Here is a 22,162-nt window from a genome sequence, read left to right on the forward strand (position 1 = left end):
GAGTTGTTGAACTCCAGGTTTGATTTGACAGATAAGAGAAAGGCTATGAGTTCCCTCCGCTTTGGTAACTATGCGTCAATCTTATCTCAGCCCCCTGCTTTTCTGAATCTCTCCACTATACGCCCATCTTCTAGCAATCCTCTTGCTCGAAATCCATCCCTGACTTGTTGGAAAACTTCCTCCGGCATCTCAGGGGTGTATTTTGTGACAGAAGGCTCAAACTGACTGACGTGAGCTGCACAGGCTTTGGCTTTCTGTTCATAAACATCCGTGATATCCACCTCATAATTGGGGGTTTGGGAATAATAGTAATACACTTCCTTTACTCCGAAAGCCTCCAATCCCTCGTCCAAATAATGCTGCGGATAGTATAAATGCCATTCCGCGGCAATAAAGGCATCCTGTGTAATATTTGCCGCCATCCGATGATCCGTTTTATGCCATTGGACATACTCTGTTCCCGGATCAGGACTTAATACGATATCAGGTTTATAAATTTTGATCAAACGAGCCACTTTCCCCCGTAAAACCCTGGGATCAGCATATTCCAAATCTCCATCTTCATAGCCGAGCCAATGAATATGTTCTTTCGGAATCCCCAAAATCTCACATGCTTTTTCTTCTTCTGCTCGTCTGATTCTGGCAAGCCTTTCCCGTGTCATCTCCAGGTCTTTGGAGCCTTTATTATCATTTGTGTAAATGACGATATGAATCGTATTTCCATTCTTTTGCAATTTGGCTAAGGTACCTGCGGAGGAAAAAGTTTCATCATCCGGGTGAGGCGTAAATACCAAAATGCTTTTATTGCGCTGATTTTCCAGACGATCCTCATCGGCAAGCTCTATCGGATCTGCCAATGGTTTTATCATAGGTTGTCCGAAAGCTGTAAAGCTGGAAGAAATAAAAACTCCAAGAGCTAAAAGGAAGTGAGTAGTAGTAGTCATGATTTCAATTGTTCAATGAAATCAATTTACATACTTAATCAATTTTGCCCTAATGCATAATCGATCTCCGACCTCTTCATTGCTACGATCCATCCACATATCATAAAAAATGATGGCATCTCCGCCTTTTCGTTTTCCAATATAGATCATCTCGGACTGAATTCGTTCTGCCGAATAGTTCAGGAATTTGTCGTGAACCATTTGGCCCATGGTCCGAAAATTTCGCTTTACATCAGCTTCATCATAAAATACTTCCAGGCTATCCACAGCTTCCCGACTTTCCCCCAGATATTCAACATTAGGAACATTGAAGTATATGCCCTTGCAGGAGCTGAAGCTGAGAGATAGAAGCAAGAATAAGGCAAGAGAGAATTGGGTAAAGATTCTTTTTGTCATGGTCTGAAATATTGAGGTTCGAAAAATGTGCTTCCTCTTTGGAAATTCAGACCCAGTCCCGATTTTTTAATGCTTAATCTGATGAAAGATTCTTAGAATTATCTTAATTTCAAAAGAAACTACTAGCTACTTATCATGCGTGTCAAATCCCGAGTTTTTGATCCCCAAAAAGATGACCAGAACTGGCAGGAATTATTCATTACTCACTTTCAGAATCTCCAATCATTAGGAGCCATATCCAGTACCTGGATCATGGGTTTTTCTAAGTTGGGCCTGGATAATAGCCAGAGACCTACAGCAACATACCTAACGGAAATTTCCCAGCGGTATACCGGCTATACCTTTATCCAGACAAGAGAGAATATCATTCTGCCACAGATTGACTGGTACACACATATCGCGAACTTTGAAATGCCCCTGACCAGTTTCGTTCGCAAACCAGAAGAACTGGACTATTGCGATGAGCCGGACATCTGGCATGATATCATGGGACATATTCCCTTCATGATGGAGGAAGACTATTCTGCCATGTATCAATTGCTGGCTCGCACCTATATTCGTGCATGGCATGATCAAAATGAACTGGTTTTGCAGAAGCTGGATTTCATCGGAGGAATGCTGATCGAGTTAGGGCTAATCCGAGAACCCTCAGGTATTAAAGCTTTTGGATCAACCTTTTATTCCTCTGGGGAAGTTTTCGAAGCCTACAAGCCCGAAAACCAAATTGACTTTAGCCCTGAAGCTCTTTTGTCCGGTGAATCTTATGACAGACATAGCTTTCAAGGGAAATATTACATTTTTGATTCCCTACAACAATTGACGGATATTATTTTGGGGATATCGGAGGAGATATAGAAGAATTGTGTTTTTGTGTTGTAGTTCAGGAGCTCTTTGCAATCTAAACTATAACACTACAAAACTACAACACTCCCACTTTTCAACACGTTCAAACCCATCACTATGCATCGACGAGAATTTATCAAAAACAGCAGCCTTGCCTTTTCAGCATTACCCTTATTGCCTGCACTCGGCAGAACTAAAAAATACCGCCTGGCCTTGATTGGATGTGGCTGGTGGGGAATGAACATTCTCAGGGAAGCGATGGCACATGGAGATTGTAAAGTAGTTGGGCTTTGTGATGTCGATCAGAATGCCTTGAATGCTGCTGCTAAGGATGTCAAGGATTTGGCGGGAGATAATCCGAAACTTTATAAAGATTATCGAGAACTATTAGCTGCTGAAGAAGTCGAGATTGCAATTATCGGAACGCCGGATCACTGGCATGCGCTGCCTACGATAGCAGCCATCAAAAAGGGGGCACATGTGTACCTGGAAAAACCTATCGGGCATACCATAGGAGAAGGGAAAGCCATCCTGAACGCTGCTCGAGAATATGATCGGATTGTGCAGGTAGGAACCCATAGGCGAGTTTCTCCACATAATATTTCAGGAATGAAGTTTCTCAAGGCGGGCAAAGCAGGTAAAATCAGTCAGGTGAAATGCTTTGTTAATTATGGGCAGGGAGCGGGCCAAGAAAGCAAGGACCTTGCTCCGCCGGATAGCCTGGATTGGGATATGTATGTTGGTCCTGCAGCTGAGACGGCTTTCAATCCGCGTATTCACCCAAAAGGCTTTAGAAATTTCCTCAATTTCGCCAATGGAACCATCGCGGACTGGGGCATTCACTGGTTCGATCAGGTGCTTTGGTGGACGGAAGAAAGGCATCCTAAAACGGTTTATTCTACAGGAGGGCGCTTTGTGAAGGAAGATAATACAGATGCGCCCGACACCCAATTGGCGGTGTATGAATTTGAAGATTTTACCCTCAATTGGGAACATAAACTCTGCGCACCCAATGCCTACAATAGCCACAATGTCGGCTGCTATTTCTATGGTTCAGAAGGAACCTTCCATATGGGTTGGCGAGATGGTTGGACATTTTATCCCAAAAACAAGAACAAAGAAATCATCAAAGTAGCTCCTCAACTACATGATCCTGATCATCAGAATATCAAGGAATTGTGGAAAGACTTTATGACTTCCATCGAGACCGATCTCAGACCGGTTTGCGACATCGAGCATGGATACTTGGCCACCAATATCAGCCTCCTAGGTATGCTGTCTTATAAACTAGGTCGAAGTGTGAAATGGGATGGTGAAAATTGTCGTATCCTCGATGATCCCGAGGCACAAGCGATGCTAAAGAGAGAGTATAGAGGAGAGTGGGAGTATCCTGAATTTTAGATCTGTTCTGGTGTTCATGTGTTCTGGAAGAAATTCAACTCTAGAACACGAGAATACATGAACACAAGAACACCTCATTCCCCTCTCAATATTCCCCAAACCAGCTCTTTACTCATGGGCTGGCCATTGGCTTTGGCTTTTACCTCGTCGAAGCTGACCCGAAAATCGCAGCCTGCTTTCCAGTTGCTGCAGCCAAAGGCAGATTTTCCTTTGAGGACGCTTCCTTTTTTGCATTTGGGGCAAGTGAGGGTGTCTGCTGCCTCTTTTTTGGAAGCTTTGGGTTCGAGCTGGAGGATAAATTCCTTGTCGAAGTTTAGCTTTCCGTTTATGCTACTTCCATTTTCTTTAAAGCCTTTGAGTTGGATGGTTGAGCCCTTTTCAATCAGACGAATGATCTGGCTTTCGGGTAGCTTTTTGTCTTTGTGAATAAATGGGATTCTGAAGTTGCAACCGTTTTTATAATTGCTGCAACCATAAGCAGATTTTCCTTTTAATAAGTTGCCGGATTTACATTTGGGGCAAGTGAGTTCAGTAGGTGAATTTGCTTTGTTCTTATTTCTACTTCTGCTGCGCTTCTTTTTGGGGGCTTCAGTTTCTTCTGTTGTATGGGAAAGGCGCACATAGCTTTGACTCATACGAACCTCATCCACCAAATGGCTCACCATTTTTTTCATACCTTTTACAAAAGCTCCTGCACTTACACTTCCTGCTTCGATGTCTCGTAGATGCTTTTCCCATTGCCCGGTCAGTTCTGGTGATTTGAGGAGTTCGTTTTGGATGATATCGATCAATTGAACTCCGATTTCCGTAGGATGGATTTGTTTTTTCTTTCGGCGAATGTATTTCCGTTTAAATAAGGTCTCAATGATATTCGCTCGAGTAGAAGGTCTTCCAATTCCATTGGCTTTCATCAAATCTCTCAACTCATCATCATCTACACTTTTTCCCGCTGTCTCCATGGCCCTTAGCAAAGTTGCTTCTGTATAGTATTTAGGGGGCTTGGTATGTTTTTCGATTAAGGAAGGATCATGAGGACCGGATTCACCGATTGTGAATGCAGGAAGGATTTTCTCCTCATTCTCTTTCTTTTCATCCTCTGATTTCTCTTCTTTTTTCTTTTTGGGGAATAAGACTCTCCATCCCAGATCTAGAATTTCCTTACCCGTAGCTTTAAATTTAATACCCGCAGATTCCCCGATTACTGTTGTATTGGCTACCAGACAATCCGGATAAAAGGCTGCAATGAATTGACGCGCTATTGCATCATAGACCTTTTGTTCATCCGGTGGCAATCCTCGTTCAACCCCTGTTGGGATGATCGCATGGTGATCGGTTACTTTTTTATCATTGAAAACTTTAGCCGATTTTCTAATCTTTTTCCCTAACAATGGCTGAACAAAAGGCGTGTATTGCGTTAGTTTTTCCAGAATACCCGGCACCTTTGGATAGAGATCATTGGGGAGGTAAGTCGTATCTACTCTGGGATAAGTGATCAGTTTTTGCTCGTATAATTTTTGAGCGATATTCAGACTCTTTTCCGCAGAAAAGCCAAATTTCTTATTGTTGTGGACCTGTAAGCTAGTAAGGTCAAAGAGGCGTGGAGGGAGTTCCTTGCCTTCTTTCTTTTCGGAGGAAATGATGGTGAAGGGCTGGCCATCAACCTGCTTGAGAATATCTTCTCCTTTTTCCTTTTCCTCAAATTTCCCTTTCTGACAATTGAATACAACCTCTCTATACAAGGTCTGCAATTCCCAATAGGTTTTGGGTACAAAATTCAGAATCTCATAGTGTCTTTGTACCAACATTGCCAGGGTAGGAGTTTGCACCCGACCGACAGAAAGTACCTGCTTGTAGCCTCCATATTTCAAGGTGTAGAGGCGAGTCGCATTCATTCCCAATAACCAATCTCCTATGGCCCTGGAGAAGCCGGCATGATAAAGCTTGTCAAATTCATTCCCTTCTTTCAGGTTTTCAAAACCTTCCCTAATCGCCTCGGCAGTCAAAGAAGAAATCCAAAGCCTTTGTACAGGACCTTTATATTTAGCTTCCTTCATCACCCATCTTTGGATGAGTTCTCCCTCCTGGCCCGCATCCCCGCAGTTGATGACCAACTCAGCTCCTTTGAAGAGTTCCTTGATGATCTTGAACTGTTTTTTTACTCCACTATTGCCGATCAACTTTGTTTCGAAAGTCGGAGGCAGCATAGGCAGGGTATTCAAATCCCATCTTTTCCAATGAGCTTGATAATCATCGGGCGTTTTGAGGGTGCAAAAATGCCCAAAGGTCCAGGTTACCTGATAGCCATTGCCTTCGAAATAGCCGTCCATGCGCTTTGTCGCTCCTATGATAGAAGCGATTTCACGTGCGACACTGGGTTTCTCGGCTATACAGACTTTCATCTTATCGTGCAAGTATATATTGGCAATTTACAATAAGATGTGAAATCTGAAAGAGCTATGAAAACAGGAATGCCGGGAAGCTTAAAAGTCTTTCCTCAGAGCCAGATGTCTGATTCCCCAGGCTGGGAGTATTACCCAAAGGCCCAGAACACTTATAGAAGCAAGTATTCCCCATCCATTTCCAAAGAATTTTTGAAATACAGCTCCCGTGTAGCCCATTAAAGCAGAGATGTCCAATTCCAATAATAAGAGTATTCTTGAGAGATCTATGGGATTAAAAAGGCTGGCAGCAATTGAAAATCCTTCGAGAGGATAATCTTCAAAAAGCAATAAGGAGAGCAAAAATATCCCATCATATACTACTGCAAAAAATAGCCAGATGCCTATGCTGATCGCAAAACCTTTGATTCGATTCTCATTTTTTAGGCCAATAAAAAAAGCCAAAGCAGAAAAAATGAAGGTGAGGAATACGGAAATGCTTAAGAGGGTGAAAAAACTTTTGGCTAAGGCTAGATCAAATACACTTGCAAAGAAAAACGGGATGCAGATACCGAGCAAAAGGCTTAAAGAAAGAGATAAAGCAAGGCCTAAATATTGTCCCCAGAATATATGGATCCGCTTTATGGGCTGAGCCAAAAGGAGGTTCGCAAAATCCTTTGAATTATAGTAATACATAATCCCAAATATGCTGGCAATCAGTGGACTCAGGATGAGGACAATATTCATCAAGGATAGAATAACCTTGGAAGGATTGGGATTGAGCAGTAATAGGGCAAAGGTGAATACAAAATAGAACCCAAAATAGGCATATATCCATTTGCTCCTCAGAAGCTCAAAAAAGGTATATTTTAGAATTTTTTTCATGCTAAATTTTCTAAGGGTTCAATTTTCTCAAGGAGCTTTTGGGATTGATTTCTTTTTAGGATGCAGGCAATCGCTTCTTCTGTACTTTGGGCCTGATGTTGTTTCTTCAGATTCTCTGTTTTTCCCTGGAAAAAGATTTCACCATCCAGAATAAATGCCACTTCATCAGCCAACTCATCCACCAAACTCATAATGTGAGTAGTAAAGAGGATAATCTTTCCTTTTTGTTTTTCCATCTGAATCAATTTCTTGAGAATTTGGATAGCTAAAGGATCCAAACCAGCTGTGGGTTCATCCAGTATCAGGATAGGGCTGTCATACATAAAGGCAAGGACCAGATTTACTTTTTGTCGTGTCCCTCCGGATAGATGCTTCAGTTTTTTGGAGAGAAAAGCTTCTAAATCAAATAGCTTAATTAATCGTTTGTCCTCCGCTTCTTTTTTTCGCAGATCTTTGATCATCGAGATCAATTCCTCTACCTTCAGGTTTTCCGGGAAACGGGCAATTTGTGGTAGATAGTTAAGCTGGTCTCTATAGGCCCATTGGTGTTTGATGTTTTGTCCCTCGATTTCGATTCTTCCTTTATCTGCCAGGACCATTCCGAGGATACTTTTAATCAGGGTAGTCTTACCTGATCCATTTGGGCCGAGTATGGCGGTGATATTGCCCGAGAGAAAGGAAACATCTATTCCTTTCAATACGATGTTTTTCCCAAAGGATTTATGAAGTCCAATAATGTTGATCATGATGAATGAATTTTATCCTAAAGCTTTCTTTTTAGATAGCGCATAGAAGGAGATTGGTCTTTGATAGCTTCCGGGGTAAAAGCCGGACTTACTTTTTCGGAAAAATTGATTAACTCAATAAAAAAGCTCCGCAAGAGGACCAGGGTTTCGGGACTTCGATTTACCAGGTAATTGTAAAGCTTTACCGGCCGGTAGGGGATATCTCCAATGCCATTCTTGTCGAGATCATAGCCATTGTAATCACTCCAGTAATTTCCATCAAAAGAGTTGCTCCCCGCTGCACTTTGCATTGAAAGGTCAAAGGTGTTGGCCAGGAAATTGTTTTGATTGATTCTATTGTCCAGACATCCTCCAGAAATCTTTATCGCCCAACCATTCTGGATAAAATCGTTTTTGAGGTAATTGACGCGGGTAGAGCCTTCCACGTAAATGCCAATGCTATTTTCCGTAAAAGAATTGTTCTGGATTTCGGCATCATAAATCTCTTTCAATAAAAGGCCATAGGATGCTCTTCCCCAATTGTGGTCAAACTCATTTTCCCACATATTGATGAACTTGGAAAACATCACAGCAACTCCGGCTCCATTTCTCCTGAACTGATTTTTGTAATAGTCATCCCGATTGGAAAACATGAAATGCAAGCCATAGCGAATATTGTCCTCGCTTATGTTGTACTTGATCTGACTATCATCTACAAATTCGAAATAGATTCCATCTCTGTGATGGCTGACCTGATTGTTCTCTACAAGGATTTTATTGCAATACCAAAGGTGAATAGCATTTCCGGATGACATTTCATTTTTTGCCTCGCCAACTATTTCATTGCAAGAGATTTCTCCTTCATCAGCATGTTCGAGATAAATACCAAAGAAGCAGTTCTTCAATACATTGTTGCGAATGAGAAAATGCCTGGATTTTTTTACGCGTATCCCTGCCCAATCACTGAGATAACTTGTGCCCACATTCTGGAGTTGGAAACCTTCAAAGGTGACGCTATCTGATATGATGGTTATAATTTCCCCTTCTCCCCTGGCATCAATAATTGGAAGACCTCTGCCTTTTAAGTGAACAGGCTTATCTATGATGATTTGTGATTCATAATAAATGCCTGCGCCTACCCATATTTCATCTCCAGCCTGGCTATGATTCAGGGCTTGTTTGATGCTCATGAACGCACAGTCCTGACAAACTTCTATTGTCTTGGCTGAAAGAGAAGTTGTTAGGATCAGCAGGAGGATTATATTTATTTTCTTTGCCATAATTTTGGAAGAAGGGGATGATGAATTACTGTTCAGGAGGTAAGAGAACTTTGTCTACGACATGTACGACTCCATTAGAGGCCTGTATGGTGGCCAGGATATTTGCACCTTCTATGGATACCTCCTCCTTGTTTTTGTTGACCTGGACATAGTGCCCACTGGCCTGAAAAAGCCGCATGCCATCCCGAAACAAATCCCCTTCATACTTTCCGGGAGATGCGTGGAATTTGATGATTTTAGCCAGGGTCTTTTTGTTCTCAGGTTTCAGGAGATCTTCGACAGTTCCTGGGGGCAATGCATCAAAAGCTGCATTGGTTGGAGCAAAGACAGTCAAGGGACCAGCATTGACAAGTACATTTTCCAATTCTGCTGCAGCAACGGCTGCTGCCAGGGTCGTATGATCTGCAGAAGAGGCCGCGATTTGAAGGATGTTTTTCGCTGAAAGCTCATCTACGACTGCGGCCTGACCTTTTTGAGAATTGTTTTCCGTTTCTGAGTATTGCGCTCTGCTTCTGGAGCTTTGTTCTTCTTCCTGACAGGAACTCAAAAATATAAGGCTGCAGCTGATTAAGATTATTTGAATTGTTCTATACATATTTCCGGGTGTTAATTCTTGGAGACAAATTGATCTGATTCATTTTTGATTCGATACATAATTCTTCAGTTCCTCCCAATCCATCAGCTCTCCTCCCTTGAGGCTTTTTTGCTGATTGGCGGCCTTTTCATCTACATAGGCTGAAAGGAATCCACCCATAGGACTAGGAATAGATTTGCTAAAGAGATAGTAGCTATTTCTTGCGTCGAGCATGTGCTCAGGATGTTGATAATTGGCAACTTGTAGGAAGGCATAGGAGCTGTGAGAATCTTTGTCCAGGTATCTGCCTAAACACTCAATCGCATCAAATTTGAAGACCTTGCCTTTATCCGTTACAGCTTCTGCTGCAAAGCGGGCGTCAACAATAGTCATCAGGCAGGAGACACATTTATCCTCCCCATATATGATTTCTTTGGGCTTGACGGTGCAAGCACAGAAGAAAGCGATTAACAAGATGAAGGAGATATTTCTATGCATGCTCTGTTCTTTTAAATACAAAGGCCAATGAACCGAAGAGAATGGAAGCTCCTACAAAATATCCTCCAATATGTGGGTAGGATTTTGCGAGAAAATTCAAGAGATATTGCTCTCCAAAAAGGGGCGGTTGGTATACCATGCCCGGGATTTTTATAGGAGCAGTATCACTGAGATTATGCCCATAATCATATTCCCATAAATAGAAATCATATAGGCCTGCAGCACAAAGAGCTACTAAAAGCAAGGTCCATAAGAGGTAGCCAGTTGCCTTTCCTCTAAGCGCCAGAACAATCCCAAGCGCTACCATTGACAAAACTATATAGGGGAAATACTGAAGTTCGGGTATGGTTTCCGGCTCTATGTATTTCATGCCGATATAATGGTTGAGAATATTGATATTCTGCAAAGTGCTGGGTGTATCTCCTCCAATTTTGTTGATCCAGATGTGCATATTGACACCATTTGGATATTGGGGAGCGATGAGGGTTATGCGCCACATGGGAAAGATGAACAGAGCCATCAGACCCAATGCGGCCATAAGCATGATCAGTTTATGATATTTCTTCATGAGAAGGTGTTCGGCTTAAGAAAAGCTTAAATAGCTTCTTCATCTTCTCCCAATCTCCAACTGAGTTTTATGTCTGAATTTCGAGGGGAAACTCGTATGTATCCCTGCATCTCCTGGTGTAGTGCAGAACAAAAATCTGTACAATAGAAAGGATATACCCCTTCCTCTTTGGGTTCCCAAAGCAGGGTTTCTGTCTGACCTCCCATTACCAGCAATTCTGCATTGTTTGCTCCCATAACAGCCAGACCGTGTGGTACATCCCAGTCCTGTTCAAGATTGGTAAGGTGGATATATACTTTATCACCTACTTTTACTCCTTCTATATTATCGGGCGCAAAGTGGCTACGGATGGAAGTCATATAGATATGCACATCCTTACCCGATCTTTCCACTCTGGAATCTTTCTCTCCGAGGGTACGATACGGATGCTTATTCTCCTCAATAGGGTAAAACTTTTTCACCCTTGGTAGAACCTTAGCAGCAGAAATTCCCTGCGCATAATGCGGCTCTCCCATGGTAGGAAAGTCTAAAAGGAGCTTCATCTTATCTCCTGAGATATCATATAATTGAGCGGAATGACAAAGTTCTGGGCCTGTCGGTAAGTACCTGTCTTTGGTGATTTTATTTAAGGCGACCAGGTATTTTCCTTCCGGTTTTTTGGAATCTCCTCCAGGTATCATCAAGTGTCCAATAGAATAGAAGGTTGAAGCTTTATCCAGTACTTCCCAGCTTCCTACTTTCCATTTTACTACTTCAGAAGTAATGAAAAAGGAAGTATAGGCATTTCCCTGACCATCAAATTCGGTGTGGAGGGGACCCAATCCCGCATCTTCAACTACTCCTCCTACTACTTCTTCAAACTTCAAGACGGGAATTCCGGCAATTTCTTTTTCAAAAGAACCCCTTTCAATCGCATCTATCATTTTTGTGAAAGAATGCACCGTTAGGTTCGCAGATAATTTGCCATTTCCTACGATATATTCTCCCGTAGGATCAACATCAACGCCATGTGGAGATTTCGGGGTAGGTAAGAAATAAACCAGACCCGGGCATTCGGATGGGATCAATACGCGGACTTTGTCTTTCATGGTAGAAGTAGCCATATGCGTATGTTCATCATAAACATTGTGGGCATATCTGGCAGGCATCTCTCTGAATTTTCCCTGAGCAATATATTCTTCCGCCTTTTTCCAATTGATAGCTGCTATAAAATCCTTGTCATTTTGAGAGGCAGCTACCTCTAGCATCGTTGTTTTTTGCTCAGTATTGTAAGTGGTAAAAAATGTCCAGCCATGAGATTTGCCTTTGCCGGAATGGGCGAGGTCATAATCAAAAGCAGGAAGTAATACCTGAAAGGCTACATCCATTTCCCCTTCTTCTCCTACGCTGATAAATGAAAGCGTTCCTTTGAAGTTTTCTTCATAGCTACTTATAGCTACATCTTGCTGGGGATAGGGTACACCAAAACGGGTACCTGCTACTACATACTCAGTATTTTCTGTCGCAAAAGGAGAACTGTGATTGCCCCCACTGTTTGGGATTTCTATGATCTCTGCTGTTTCAAATGTAGATAAATCGATTCGGGCAATACGCGGGGTATTGTTCCCATTGATAAATATCCATCTGCCGTCTGTCTCTCCATCGGTTTGAGAGAGTTCGGGGTGGTGGGCGTCATCCCAGGGTACAAAACCCTGTGAGGTATTTAGCATAGGCTTGGTTTCTTCATTGAATCCATAGCCTTTTTCGCCATCAACAGAAAAGACGGGAATAATTTTTAACAAACGACCGGAAGGTAATCCATGAACCCCTATTTGTCCGCTAAATCCGCCTGACATAAAGGCATAAAATTCATCGTATTCTCCCGGTCCTACATATACCTGAGAAGCAGCATTGTCTGCCAAAGCACCTCCTTGATTTTCCTCTACCGCATTAGATAGTTTGCCACATGCCGGTAGAAGAAGCAGTGCAATCAGCGACAGTAACATAGTGTGAATGTGTTTGAACTCGAATCTCTGATTCATATCATGAGTTTTTGGAGGTTAATAGAACCCCTTTTAGCCTGAAACAAAGAACGATCTTGAAAAATGGGCGAGGGTAAAAAGGGCGTGAACCCCAATGAATCAATTAAGCAGCATTGCATGAATGAGCATAGTCATCTCTTTGATTGATATAGCTCATGTATTGAGATAATAGAAGACAGGATATTGTGATTGCCTGATAGGGGCTGATAGTGAGGCGCTTAAGGAATGAGTTTTCCTAAGAAAAGGATTCCTAATTCTCCTAAAATCCAATATTATGAAACAATTACTCGTGATTTGTTATTTGTTTGTCTTTACACTTGCATGTAGCAATAGCACAAACAAGGAAGCTTCAAATGAAGCTGCTATGGATCAAAACAAAGTAGAGGAAGCTGTTAGTGAAAAAGGGGTAGGGGAGGTAAAAGAAGTGAAGCTAAATGATCCGCTAAATACAGAGATGATAGCATCGGGCAAAGGAATTTATGAGTTGAAGTGTGCAGCTTGTCATAAGCTAAGTGATAAAAGAGTAGTCGGACCAGGTTGGGCTGGAATCACAGAAAGAAGAACACCAGAATGGATCATGAATATGACCTTGAATGTAGAGGAAATGCTGGAGAAAGATCCGGCTGCCAGAGAAATGCTCAAGGAATGCCTGGTCAAGATGCCCAATCAGAATTTAAGCAGGGCTGATGCCAGAGATGTTTTGGAGTTTATGTATGAAAATGATGCGAAAGAATAAGAGGCTAGCTATCCCTGAGTAATGCAAAAACGTTTCTTTCTGATAAGCATCTTAAATTTCCTGTTTGCAGCAAGTCTGGGAGCTCTCCTTAGGTACGCCTTTGTCGGAAACCTGGATTGGATAGAATACAGGAATGTACTTCATGGCCACTCTCATGTGGCCATGTTGGGCTGGATTTATGTAGCTCTGTATATCTTATTGATCCAATATTTCTTGCCCGCAAGATCCCGTCAATCCGATACATTTTATACCTATTTGTTTTACTTGACCCAGCTGTCTGTCATAGGGATGATGATAGCTTTTCCTTTGGAGGGATATGGGCCATGGGCGATCAGCTTTTCAAGCTTACATGCCCTGTGCAGCTATGCATTTGCATATAGATTTTTGAAGGACCTCAAACAAGAAGATACAGCTGGTAAAGTGGCAATTCGTTTTGCCAAAATTTCTATTTATTTCATGCTGTTCTCCACGCTGGCATTATGGCTCATGCCTCCCCTTATGATTTTCCAGATGAAGGCAAGTGTGCTTTATTACTCAAATATCCAGTTTTACCTGCATTTTCAATTCAATGGATGGTTCATTTTCGCTTGTCAGGCTTTGTTCTTTAAACTCCTTGAGAGGAAAAATATCGAGTTTGATGAAGGAAATGCTATTCGTTTCATGAAGCTACTTGGGATTTCCTGTTTATTGAATTATAGCCTTCCCCTGATCTGGGCTAATCCTACGAACAGTTTATTCGCAATAAATGGAATAAGTGTGGTGCTCCAGTTAGGGGCCTTGATATTTTTTATCAGGCTGGTGAAAAATACCTATCCCGGATTGATCCATTCTGTAAGTCCTATAGTTTTATTCTTATTAAAAGTTGCCTTCACAAGTTTCTTATTAAAGGTGTTCATCCAAAGCATCACCCTTATTCCCGATATAGCAATTATGGCATTTAGTATCCGGAATTATGTGATAGGTTTTATGCATTTGCTAATGTTGGGAGCTATAAGCCACTTCTTGTTTGTAGCGGCTCATGAAGAAGGCTGTATTGAACTGGATAAAGAAAAAGGGAAATTCGGTATTTATATCCTAAGCTTTGGCTTTATCATTAGTGAGTTTCTCCTCTTTTTGCAGGGAAGTTTACTCTGGGCAAAATTAGGCTTCCTTCCCCGTTATCATGAACTCTTATTTTTTAGCTCTGTCCTTATTCCGTTGGGACTTCTACTTTTATTCATAAGTCTCCTGAGGGTAGCAGAAAAGGAAATTTTGAAGGTGGAGCAGCAATAAAAAATCTGCCCCAGATTCCGGTTTCTCTGTTAAGGATCTGTTCCTTAATTTGTAGGTAAAGCTAAAACTACTACTATGAGAGTTCATACCTACCTGCTTCTCATGCTACTGCTAAGCCTTTTCTGTTTTGCATGTAGTCCGCAACTAAAACAGAAAGAAGCTCCCAAAAAGCCCAATATTGTCCTTATTATGGGAGATGATATCGGTTATTCAGACATAGGAGCTTATGGTTCTGAAATCAAAACTCCAAATCTGGATCGTTTGGCCTATGGGGGAATACGCTTCAAGCAGTTTTACAATATGGCTAAATGCAATCCTACCCGATCCTCTTTGATGACAGGTTTGTACAAGGGAAATGAGCGGGCTATCTCCTTCGTTCCTCTTTTACGGGATGCTGGCTATTCGGCAGTGATTAGTGGCAAAGAGCATTTTGATAAATGGGTGCCTGAAGATGTTTATTTCGCCAATACCTTTGAAAAATCCTTAACCTTCTGGGCTACAACAGAATATTTTGTGCCTCCAGATGGGAGCTTTGAACGCCCATTTTATCTGCAAGGCAATGAAGTTGGAGCAGATGAATTAGAGGCTGAAATTTTGCCCAAATACAAGACTGATTTTATCACGGATTATGGATTGAAGTGGTTGGATGAAATGCTGGATAAAGAGGATCCCTTTTTCCTCTTTTTGCCTTATCATGTAGCCCATTATCCTTTGCAAGCCCGGCCGGAAGATATAGTCAAATACAGAGGTACCTATAAAATGGGCTGGGATGAATTGAGAAAAGAACGCTTTGCCCGAATGAAGGAAATGGGGTTGCTGGATGAAGAAACCAGGCTTTCTCACCCTGAAGGGAATAGCAATAAATTTCGGGGGCATCCTGCAAAATTCCCGGAGATTCGCAAAAAATTCCCGACCTATTATCCCTGGGATTCCATGACAGAAGAGGAACAGGATAAAAAGGACCTTGAAATGGCCGTCTTTGCCGCCATGATAGATCGAATGGACCAAAACATCGGCCGGGTGCTTGATAGATTGGAAGCAGCTGGTGAATTGGACAATACCCTGATTCTTTTCTTTACGGATAATGGTTCCTGTCCCTTCGATAGTAATAAAGATTTCAATGTGCCTCCGGGACCGACTGAGGGATATCGTTGCCTTTCTCCTGTTTGGGGGAATGTGGGGAATACACCCTTTCGCCTATACAAACAAAACGGACATGAAGGGGGAGCCAATACCCATTTTATTGCTCATTGGCCCGAGAGAATAAAAGCCGGACAAATAACTGATCAGGTGGGTCATGTAGTTGATCTTTTTCCTACTTTTTTGGATGTGGCAGGAATAGATTATCCCAGGCAATATGGTCAAAAGAAAACCCTGAATTTACATGGTAGTTCCTTATTGCCGGTTTTAGAGGGGAAAGAACGTGTGGAACCTGAATTTTTTATGTCTGGTTTTACGGAGCGTTTCCGCATGTTTCGATCGGGCGATTGGAAGATCGTGAGGGAGAATGGAGAAGATTGGGAGTTGTATAATATCCGGGAAGATCGGACTGAGTTGGATGATTTGGCGAAAGAAAAGCCGGAGGTTTTGAATGAGTTGGTGGAGAAATATGAGGCTTTTCAGGCGAAAGAACAGGAGATTTTAAAATAGCTTGATTCAAGTTTATTCCAATACTTTTATATTTCAAGATGATTAATCTACTCCTGAATATATTTAATGACATTCGTTTAATGAGCAAAACATGGAAAATCCTATAAAAGCAACAGTAGCAGGAATAATAACTAAAATGGAGTGTGGTAAAGAATGGGTTCTTTTAACAAAAAGGTCATCAGAAATGAAACTTTATAAAGATACTTGGTGTTTGCCTGGAGGCCACATTGATAGGAATGAATCTGCTGAAGATGCAATTATAAGAGAAATAAAAGAAGAAACAGGACTAAGTTTTACCGGAATATTTTTTAATTATTTTGATGAAATAATTCCTAACAAGAATATTCATTCCGCAGTTTTGGTATTCACAGGTTCAGCTATCGGTAAGCTTAAACATGACGAAAAGGAAGTTTCTGCGTGTGAATGGATCCCAATTGAAAAAGCAATGAAAAAAAAACTTGCTTTTAGACATGAAGAGGTTCTTGAAGCCTATATAAAGATGCCAAAACAAATCAAAAACCAAGAGGCCTACTTAACGGAATATGTTCAGTTGAGAAATGAAATCTTGAAACATATTGAGATTCGGAATAAAATTCTGCATTATTCCATGATATTGTTTGCGGGTTTTTTGGGGCTTGCTGAATTCTTTTCAGCTAATGAGGAGTATCTAATTATTTTACTATACTATCCAATTATAGCTACTTTTCTATCAGCTCATTGGACACATAGTGATTTAAGAATACATGACATTGCCGAGTATATCCGAGACAATATTGAATGCCATTTTCCAGGTTTGAATTGGGAAAGTAACTTGAGAAATACGTGGCGAAATAAAATTAATTCGACTACTTTTTTAGAAATTTCAATTCTCGGATTTTTCACTATCTCACAGATTGTCTCTCTTTTCTTAGTTTTAATTTCAAGATTAAATGGAGAAATTCTGACTATTTCTACTTTAATAAAGGATGAATTCTTGGTTTCACTTTTTGTTATAGATTCTGCCTGTATTATTCTAACGGGATATTGGTTAATGAAAAGGAGGAATAAATACAAAAAATAACTATGTCTAATTTAGGAATTATTTGATTTTGCCCTTTTTAGCGCGAAATAAGCTGCACCCATGCTGCCTGCCTTATTGCCTAGTTTTGCTGCCTCGATCTTTACTCCTCGACTACAGTCATCCATGGCATAGTGGAAAGCGGCACTTTGTACCAGCTCAATATATTCGGGGCCGGACTCAGATATACCTCCTCCGATAATGATCTTTTCGGGATTGAATATATTGATGAAGCCTGATATTCCATATCCGATGAGTCGGCAATGCTCAACGAAAATGCTTGTTGCCAGGGCTTCTCCTTTTTTGTACTGATCTAGGATGAATTTTCCATTTACCTCATGCGCAGCATGTGGGACATCTTCTTTCTCTAAATACTGCCTTACCATAGCTGAAGTTGAGGCAAAATCTTCCCAATATCCCTCTTTTCCCTCATAGTTCATCATAACAGCTCCCAGTTCATTCCCTGCGTGATTGAAACCTCTGTATAAATCGCCATCGATAAATATGGCTCCTCCTATACCTGTACCAATTGTAAAAAAGAGGAGCCTTCCTGCATCGGCACTTTCACCAAATGCATATTCCCCAAAGCCCATCAAATTTGCATCATTATCAACATAAACCGGAAGGTTCAGGGCGGAAGATAGTTCACTCGCGAGAGGAACCTGAACCCATTCGGCCAGATTATCAGCACCTCCCAGTACTATCCCCAGTTTGGTATTGACCAATCCGGGAGTTCCTACTCCAAGGGCTTGAATCTCTATGCCTGATTGAGCAGCTTTTTCTTGTGCCTCCTGCGCCGCTTCAATCAAATTCTGGATGATTTCCTGCTTACTGCTTTTTGCTTTACTGGCTCTTTTTCCTTCCCAAATCAATTCGCCATCTGAACGCATCAGTGCATATTTCAGAGAGCTTCCTCCCAGGTCTAATCCAATCGCAAAAGACTTTCCTTCCTGACTCATATTATTCGGAGTTTTTTGTATGCTTTATACAACTTATCTTTAGTCCAAACTACTACTAATCGCCTGGAAATGAAAAACCGCCATTTCATCCTTGGACTCATCCTCCTCATCTTTTTTGTCATCTCTTTCCTGACCAATATTCTGGGACCCTTGATTCCGGATATCATTGACAGCTTTGATCTCAGTTTGGGATTGGCTGGCTTTCTTCCATTTGCCTTTTTTGTGGCTTATGGAGTAATGTCTATTCCCTCAGGAATGCTGATTGAAAAGTATCGGGAGAAAAAGGTAATGCTTGCTGCTTTTGGATTAGCAGCTATAGGGGCTTTTCTTTTTGGGATTCTTCCAACTTTCCCGGTCGCAATGGTTTCCCTTTTTCTGATAGGCTCTGGCATGGCTATGCTTCAGGTTGCTATCAATCCTTTGTTAAGAGAAGCTGGTGGAGAGGAGCATTTCGCTTTTAATTCGGTCCTGGGACAATTGGCCTTTGGTTTAGCCTCATTTGTAAGTCCCATGATCTACACCTATTTGGTCTCCAATATGTTTAAGCGGGGGAACCCCAATAGCCTGATTTCTATGATGGAAGGATTGGTGCCTGAGGGACTTTCCTGGGTTTCTTTATACTGGGTCTTTGCGATCGTTTCTCTGCTTATGGTAGCGGTTATTTACTTTTCCAAATTACCAGAGGTAGAACTGAAAGAAGAGGAACGCGCAGGTTCCTGGCAAATACACAAAGAGCTCTTTAAGAATAAGACCGTCCTCTTATTTTTCTTTGGAATTTTCTGTTATGTAGGGCTAGAACAAGGCGTTGCTAACTGGATGTCTCAATACCTCTTTGAAACACATGGCTATGATCCTCAAAGCAGTGGCGCCAGTGCCGTTTCCTGGTTTTGGGGATTATTGACCCTGGGTTGTTTTTTGGGATTGGCCTTGCTGAAAATTATGGATGCACAAAAGGTTCTGATGTATTTTACATCTGCGGCAGCCCTTGCCCTAAGTATCGGATTATTTGGTCCACGTGAATGGGCATACTGGGGCTTTCCAATGGTAGGCTTTTTCGCATCTGTAATGTGGTCAGTTATTTTCTCTCTCGCCCTAAACTCTGTTAAAGAGCATCATGGCTCTTTTTCAGGTATCCTCTGCACGGGCATCATAGGCGGAGCCATTATGCCTTTGGTCGTAGGAACCCTTGGAGATCTTATTGGCTTAAGAGGAGGAATGGGCTTTCTGTATTTTCCCCTTGGATTTATTTTTAGTATCGGTATCTGGGCCGAACCTTTAGTCAAAAATAAGACGATTCATAATTGATTTTAAACCTTCATCCATTTGCTGTCATTTCAAGGAAATCGAATCATTCTCCTTGATCCTAAAACTTTTTCCATTCAAGGGGATTATTTCGGCTGAGATTTTGACTTAGGATGAGAAAGGGACTGATGCAAAAAAGGCACAGCATTATCGCTGCACCTTTTAAAAAACCTGTATCCCTACAAATCATCTACCGCTAAACCACTTGGAACTTTTTGAGGTGCTTTGGTGATCTGTTTTCTTGCACTTTCTTCAGTTAAAGCCTGCATAAAAGCCAGGAGGTCTCTAATTTCTTTTTCGTTTGCTTTCATTCTTGCATCAATTAATAAAGGGTCGATGCTTCCCTTGATCCTTTTCATTACTCCTTCATCATCCTGAAAGCTGATTTGTAATTCTGCCGGTAGACTTTGAACAGGATAGGTATCCAATGCTTTAGCGGGTTCCAGATGATGTCGGATGACTGCTTCCAGATCATCATAAGCTCCATTATGCATCCAGGGGCCTGTTAGTTCTACATTTCTCAATGGTGGAGTTCTAAAAGCGAAGAGATCTTCTTCTTTTCCACTCTCTACAATCTGCCCATAATCCAGGGGAACGTCTATATCCTTACCCGGACCAAATTGTGGGATCCCCAGATTGTGAGCCTTTTGATCGGTCATCAAATTTCCACTATGACAGCTTACACATGATCCTTCTTTATAGAAAAACATAGCGCCTCTTTTCTGTGATTCTGTCAGGGCACTTTCCTCACCAGCTAGATAATTATCCCAGGGACTATCCAGAAATGTAAAGGCTGATATCTCATAGGCTGCAATTGCATTCGCTGCCTGAACAAAGCTCAACTCTTCTGTAGGAATATCAGGAAAAGCCTGGGCAAAGAGTTCGACATACTCCGGGATGGAAATCAATCTTTGCATAAGCGTAAACCATATAGATTGAGGCATGGCAGGGCTGATAAGTGCGAGTTCATTTACTTCTCCATGAATATCCGTATCTCCAATTTCTCCTCGCATTTCATCTCTGGAAGTTACCGGGAACATAGCCTGAACGGCCAGAATATTGTCAAAGCCTTCCTGGGGAAACTTTTCATCTGCCGGTGTATACCATCCCTTTTTGCCTCTGTCCTGAACCCTGCTATCCCAAAACATAGTATGCCATTCGCTGGAACCTCTGTTGAAAATCTCAGGAGAATTTCTGGGAATGCGTTCTCTGTCTTCTCCCATAATTCTGGCTTTCCCCAATCCTTCCCCTCCGACACCAATAGATAGGGCAATCGCATCCCCACTATTTAATTTTGGATGATGACAAGAGGCACAAGAGATATCCTTATTGCCACTGAGAATCTTGTCATAAAAAAGCATGCGGCCCAGTTCGACTTTGGCAGGATCAAGCGCTACTTTTTCGGTATTCGCTTGAAGCTTATTTTTTATCAGGGATTGACGCAGTTGCTGGTCCAGGCTCAAATGTACAAAGCCAAAAAGCATACAGATAGTCAATAATAAGATCAGGCGTTTCATTTGTTTGTTGTTTGTTGTAAGGCGGTAAAAGGGAAGGCCTGAATTGACCTCCCACTTTCACCTATTAAATCCCAATTAGATCAATGCTTATGTTTTTCTTAGTTGTCTCCGCTGACTTCTTTTATCGGCTTAGCTGCATCGGGAAGGACTGCGAAAATCTGAACATGTGTTCCTAAACCAAAGGGACCTGGATCAGCATTGTAGGTCTTGTTATCGCTATGATAAGCAATGGCCACCAGGCTCATCAATTGTACTTCACCCAATTGGAGGCAGCGCTCGAATTTCTTTTCAATAATGGCGTTTCCATTTTCGTCGGTCATGAAGACGGAAGTTTCGCCATTTGGATCACCTAAAGGGAGGTCTATAGTACCTGCGAAAGGCTTGGTAGCGGTCTTTGCCATGAAGGCATGCCAAAGGGTGTATTTCGCATTAGGAACGAGGTTCTGGAAAGAAGCGTTAAAGGTTCCCCATCCTCCTTCGCATTGATAAGATGCTGTTCCTTTAGCTTCGAGCCATTCTCTCAGCGTCATTCCCATTTCTTCTCCTTTTTCAAAGGGGCCTGCGGTTGAGGGATCAAATGGATCGTGTTTGATTTTCTTGGTGCTCTTGTAAAGTGGAGCATCCATGTACTTTTGTTTTTCGGTAGGCAGGATGCGATAAACTTCATTGCTTCCAGCTTCTTTCTCTACAAAAATGTCTTGTTCAATAAGTCCGGCAGTCAGGTGATCAACAAATACCAATTGGATGTCCTGGGCCAATACCTGGGTGAGTGAAAACAAGCTTAATGCGATAGCGATGCTTGCTGCTTTCAAGATGCTTGTGTGATTGCTGTTAATGTTCATCTGTTTGTTGTTTTGATAAATAATGTTTCTGTGTCTGCAAGCAAGTAGCATCATAGCTCTGGATTTATTTCAGGCTTTTGAGTAGTTGGTAGGTCTTTATTAGTTTTTGGGGACTTGAGTTTAGTTGAGGAAAATTTATTGCTCCATTCTTTTGATCTATACACAGTAATTTCTTAATAAAGAGATTCAATTATCTCTCTTTTCTTTTTCCTTAGATGAAAAAGAAACAAAAAATCAAGCTGCTGCAAAGCCGCCCACAGTCCGGCCCCCGCACCCGATGCAGCAGCGTGGCCCCGTCGCTCAAAGGGGTGATT

Annotated in this window: 20 protein-coding genes; 7 read left to right on the forward strand and 13 right to left on the reverse strand. The window is 41.7% G+C overall.

What is annotated here, in order from left to right:
• Window positions 1–86 precede the first annotated feature (86 nt).
• Complete coding sequence (locus R8P61_06550; GenBank protein ID MDW3646700.1) at window positions 87–944, reverse strand: PIG-L deacetylase family protein; 858 nt, start codon at window positions 942–944, stop codon at window positions 87–89.
• Window positions 945–965: 21 nt separating this feature from the next.
• The gene (locus R8P61_06555) at window positions 966–1,340 is read right to left on the reverse strand and encodes a hypothetical protein (protein ID MDW3646701.1); all 375 of its coding nucleotides are present in this window, start codon (window positions 1,338–1,340) and stop codon (window positions 966–968) included.
• Window positions 1,341–1,475: 135 nt separating this feature from the next.
• Here R8P61_06555 and R8P61_06560 point away from each other — a divergent pair, with 135 nt between their 5' ends.
• Together R8P61_06560 and R8P61_06565 are read left to right on the forward strand one after the other, a co-directional pair.
• Entirely contained in the window at window positions 1,476–2,195 is a 720-nt protein-coding gene (locus tag R8P61_06560) for a hypothetical protein (protein ID MDW3646702.1), read from the forward strand.
• Between the two features lie 105 nt (window positions 2,196–2,300).
• The gene (locus tag R8P61_06565; GenBank protein ID MDW3646703.1) at window positions 2,301–3,584 is read left to right on the forward strand and encodes a Gfo/Idh/MocA family oxidoreductase; all 1,284 of its coding nucleotides are present in this window, start codon (window positions 2,301–2,303) and stop codon (window positions 3,582–3,584) included.
• Window positions 3,585–3,658: 74 nt separating this feature from the next.
• On the opposite strand, the gene R8P61_06570 is transcribed toward R8P61_06565, so the two are convergent.
• The 8 genes from R8P61_06570 to nosZ form a co-directional block, all read right to left on the reverse strand.
• Entirely contained in the window at window positions 3,659–5,983 is a 2,325-nt protein-coding gene (locus R8P61_06570; protein MDW3646704.1) for a DNA topoisomerase 3, read from the reverse strand.
• An 81-nt stretch (window positions 5,984–6,064) separates the two neighbouring features.
• The gene (locus R8P61_06575) at window positions 6,065–6,847 is read right to left on the reverse strand and encodes an ABC transporter permease (protein ID MDW3646705.1); all 783 of its coding nucleotides are present in this window, start codon (window positions 6,845–6,847) and stop codon (window positions 6,065–6,067) included.
• A complete protein-coding gene (locus R8P61_06580; GenBank protein ID MDW3646706.1) occupies window positions 6,844–7,593 on the reverse strand; it encodes an ABC transporter ATP-binding protein in 750 nt (249 codons plus the stop codon). The genes R8P61_06575 and R8P61_06580 overlap by 4 nt, the downstream gene beginning before the upstream one ends.
• Before the next feature lie 17 nt (window positions 7,594–7,610).
• Window positions 7,611–8,852, reverse strand: coding sequence for a nitrous oxide reductase family maturation protein NosD (locus R8P61_06585; GenBank protein MDW3646707.1), 1,242 nt, complete (start codon window positions 8,850–8,852; stop codon window positions 7,611–7,613).
• 25 nt (window positions 8,853–8,877) lie between these two features.
• Entirely contained in the window at window positions 8,878–9,447 is a 570-nt protein-coding gene (locus R8P61_06590; GenBank protein ID MDW3646708.1) for a fasciclin domain-containing protein, read from the reverse strand.
• A 39-nt stretch (window positions 9,448–9,486) separates the two neighbouring features.
• Window positions 9,487–9,924, reverse strand: coding sequence for a nitrous oxide reductase accessory protein NosL (locus R8P61_06595; protein MDW3646709.1), 438 nt, complete (start codon window positions 9,922–9,924; stop codon window positions 9,487–9,489).
• Window positions 9,917–10,492 carry a hypothetical protein gene (locus R8P61_06600; protein ID MDW3646710.1) on the reverse strand — a complete coding sequence of 192 codons (576 nt, stop codon included), beginning with the start codon at window positions 10,490–10,492 and terminating at the stop codon, window positions 9,917–9,919. The genes R8P61_06595 and R8P61_06600 overlap by 8 nt, the downstream gene beginning before the upstream one ends.
• Before the next feature lie 26 nt (window positions 10,493–10,518).
• The gene (gene nosZ, locus R8P61_06605) at window positions 10,519–12,513 is read right to left on the reverse strand and encodes a Sec-dependent nitrous-oxide reductase (protein ID MDW3646711.1); all 1,995 of its coding nucleotides are present in this window, start codon (window positions 12,511–12,513) and stop codon (window positions 10,519–10,521) included.
• Between the two features lie 274 nt (window positions 12,514–12,787).
• Here nosZ and R8P61_06610 point away from each other — a divergent pair, with 274 nt between their 5' ends.
• From R8P61_06610 to R8P61_06625, 4 genes are all read left to right on the forward strand, one after another.
• The gene (locus R8P61_06610) at window positions 12,788–13,249 is read left to right on the forward strand and encodes a cytochrome c (protein ID MDW3646712.1); all 462 of its coding nucleotides are present in this window, start codon (window positions 12,788–12,790) and stop codon (window positions 13,247–13,249) included.
• 21 nt (window positions 13,250–13,270) lie between these two features.
• Complete coding sequence (locus R8P61_06615) at window positions 13,271–14,521, forward strand: hypothetical protein (GenBank protein ID MDW3646713.1); 1,251 nt, start codon at window positions 13,271–13,273, stop codon at window positions 14,519–14,521.
• A gap of 75 nt (window positions 14,522–14,596) precedes the next feature.
• Window positions 14,597–16,171 (forward strand): arylsulfatase, encoded by a 1,575-nt coding sequence (locus R8P61_06620; protein ID MDW3646714.1) that lies wholly within the window; start codon window positions 14,597–14,599, stop codon window positions 16,169–16,171.
• Between the two features lie 91 nt (window positions 16,172–16,262).
• Window positions 16,263–17,231, forward strand: a complete 969-nt coding sequence (locus R8P61_06625) for an NUDIX hydrolase (protein ID MDW3646715.1) — start codon at window positions 16,263–16,265, stop codon at window positions 17,229–17,231.
• A gap of 11 nt (window positions 17,232–17,242) precedes the next feature.
• Here the strand turns inward: R8P61_06625 and R8P61_06630 are convergent, their stop codons facing one another.
• Complete coding sequence (locus R8P61_06630) at window positions 17,243–18,187, reverse strand: ROK family protein (protein ID MDW3646716.1); 945 nt, start codon at window positions 18,185–18,187, stop codon at window positions 17,243–17,245.
• 69 nt (window positions 18,188–18,256) lie between these two features.
• On the opposite strand from R8P61_06630, the gene R8P61_06635 reads away from it, so the two are divergent.
• Window positions 18,257–19,492 carry a sugar MFS transporter gene (locus tag R8P61_06635; protein ID MDW3646717.1) on the forward strand — a complete coding sequence of 412 codons (1,236 nt, stop codon included), beginning with the start codon at window positions 18,257–18,259 and terminating at the stop codon, window positions 19,490–19,492.
• Between the two features lie 176 nt (window positions 19,493–19,668).
• Here the strand turns inward: R8P61_06635 and R8P61_06640 are convergent, their stop codons facing one another.
• Window positions 19,669–21,006, reverse strand: a complete 1,338-nt coding sequence (locus R8P61_06640; protein ID MDW3646718.1) for a cytochrome c peroxidase — start codon at window positions 21,004–21,006, stop codon at window positions 19,669–19,671.
• Window positions 21,007–21,104: 98 nt separating this feature from the next.
• Window positions 21,105–21,848 (reverse strand): hypothetical protein, encoded by a 744-nt coding sequence (locus tag R8P61_06645; protein MDW3646719.1) that lies wholly within the window; start codon window positions 21,846–21,848, stop codon window positions 21,105–21,107.
• Window positions 21,849–22,162: the final 314 nt, after the last annotated feature.

The sequence above is a fragment of the Bacteroidia bacterium genome (assembly GCA_033391075.1).
Taxonomy (GTDB): Bacteria; Bacteroidota; Bacteroidia; order J057; family J057; genus JAWPMV01.

Coding starts and splice junctions, on each gene's coding strand:
- R8P61_06565 (MDW3646703.1), top strand. CDS start 2,301: ATGCATCGACGAGAATTTATCAAAAACAGCAGCCTTGCCTTTTCAGCA.
- R8P61_06570 (MDW3646704.1), bottom strand. CDS start 5,983: ATGAAAGTCTGTATAGCCGAGAAACCCAGTGTCGCACGTGAAATCGCT.
- R8P61_06585 (MDW3646707.1), bottom strand. CDS start 8,852: ATGGCAAAGAAAATAAATATAATCCTCCTGCTGATCCTAACAACTTCT.
- nosZ (MDW3646711.1), bottom strand. CDS start 12,513: ATGAATCAGAGATTCGAGTTCAAACACATTCACACTATGTTACTGTCG.
- R8P61_06610 (MDW3646712.1), top strand. CDS start 12,788: ATGAAACAATTACTCGTGATTTGTTATTTGTTTGTCTTTACACTTGCA.
- R8P61_06620 (MDW3646714.1), top strand. CDS start 14,597: ATGAGAGTTCATACCTACCTGCTTCTCATGCTACTGCTAAGCCTTTTC.
- R8P61_06590 (MDW3646708.1), bottom strand. CDS start 9,447: ATGTATAGAACAATTCAAATAATCTTAATCAGCTGCAGCCTTATATTT.
- R8P61_06635 (MDW3646717.1), top strand. CDS start 18,257: ATGAAAAACCGCCATTTCATCCTTGGACTCATCCTCCTCATCTTTTTT.
- R8P61_06575 (MDW3646705.1), bottom strand. CDS start 6,847: ATGAAAAAAATTCTAAAATATACCTTTTTTGAGCTTCTGAGGAGCAAA.
- R8P61_06615 (MDW3646713.1), top strand. CDS start 13,271: ATGCAAAAACGTTTCTTTCTGATAAGCATCTTAAATTTCCTGTTTGCA.
- R8P61_06560 (MDW3646702.1), top strand. CDS start 1,476: ATGCGTGTCAAATCCCGAGTTTTTGATCCCCAAAAAGATGACCAGAAC.
- R8P61_06645 (MDW3646719.1), bottom strand. CDS start 21,848: ATGAACATTAACAGCAATCACACAAGCATCTTGAAAGCAGCAAGCATC.
- R8P61_06555 (MDW3646701.1), bottom strand. CDS start 1,340: ATGACAAAAAGAATCTTTACCCAATTCTCTCTTGCCTTATTCTTGCTT.
- R8P61_06630 (MDW3646716.1), bottom strand. CDS start 18,187: ATGAGTCAGGAAGGAAAGTCTTTTGCGATTGGATTAGACCTGGGAGGA.
- R8P61_06640 (MDW3646718.1), bottom strand. CDS start 21,006: ATGAAACGCCTGATCTTATTATTGACTATCTGTATGCTTTTTGGCTTT.
- R8P61_06625 (MDW3646715.1), top strand. CDS start 16,263: ATGGAAAATCCTATAAAAGCAACAGTAGCAGGAATAATAACTAAAATG.
- R8P61_06600 (MDW3646710.1), bottom strand. CDS start 10,492: ATGAAGAAATATCATAAACTGATCATGCTTATGGCCGCATTGGGTCTG.
- R8P61_06580 (MDW3646706.1), bottom strand. CDS start 7,593: ATGATCAACATTATTGGACTTCATAAATCCTTTGGGAAAAACATCGTA.
- R8P61_06595 (MDW3646709.1), bottom strand. CDS start 9,924: ATGCATAGAAATATCTCCTTCATCTTGTTAATCGCTTTCTTCTGTGCT.
- R8P61_06550 (MDW3646700.1), bottom strand. CDS start 944: ATGACTACTACTACTCACTTCCTTTTAGCTCTTGGAGTTTTTATTTCT.